Annotated in this window: 1 protein-coding gene; it reads left to right on the forward strand. The window is 63.1% G+C overall.

Annotation, left to right across the window (positions count from 1 at the left end; genetic code table 11):
• A partial coding sequence (locus HBA93_RS22345) for a hypothetical protein (RefSeq protein WP_221724699.1) occupies window positions 1-252 on the forward strand: 252 nt, incomplete at both ends.

A 252-nucleotide genomic window follows, 5' to 3' on the forward strand; every position in this document is an offset into this window, starting at 1 on the left:
GTGCCGATCTTTTGCGGCTAGAGGCTGAGGCGGGGGAGTTCGAAGCCGCGCATTGCGATCTCAAATCCGCCTCGGGGTTCCACGGCGAGACCTCCAAGATATTTTTCGGCTGGCTCGACGCCCGTGGGAGCGAGCGCGATTTCGACCGTCATCCCGATCCTTCCGCCAACAGCGCCGAGGCGGTGAAGATCGTCACCTGGCACGCCTCCAAAGGGCGGGAATGGCCGATCACTGTCGTCGCCGAGTTCGACT

The organism is Ochrobactrum sp. SFR4, from assembly GCF_019730395.1.
In the GTDB taxonomy this organism is placed as follows: Bacteria; Pseudomonadota; Alphaproteobacteria; order Rhizobiales; family Rhizobiaceae; genus Pseudochrobactrum.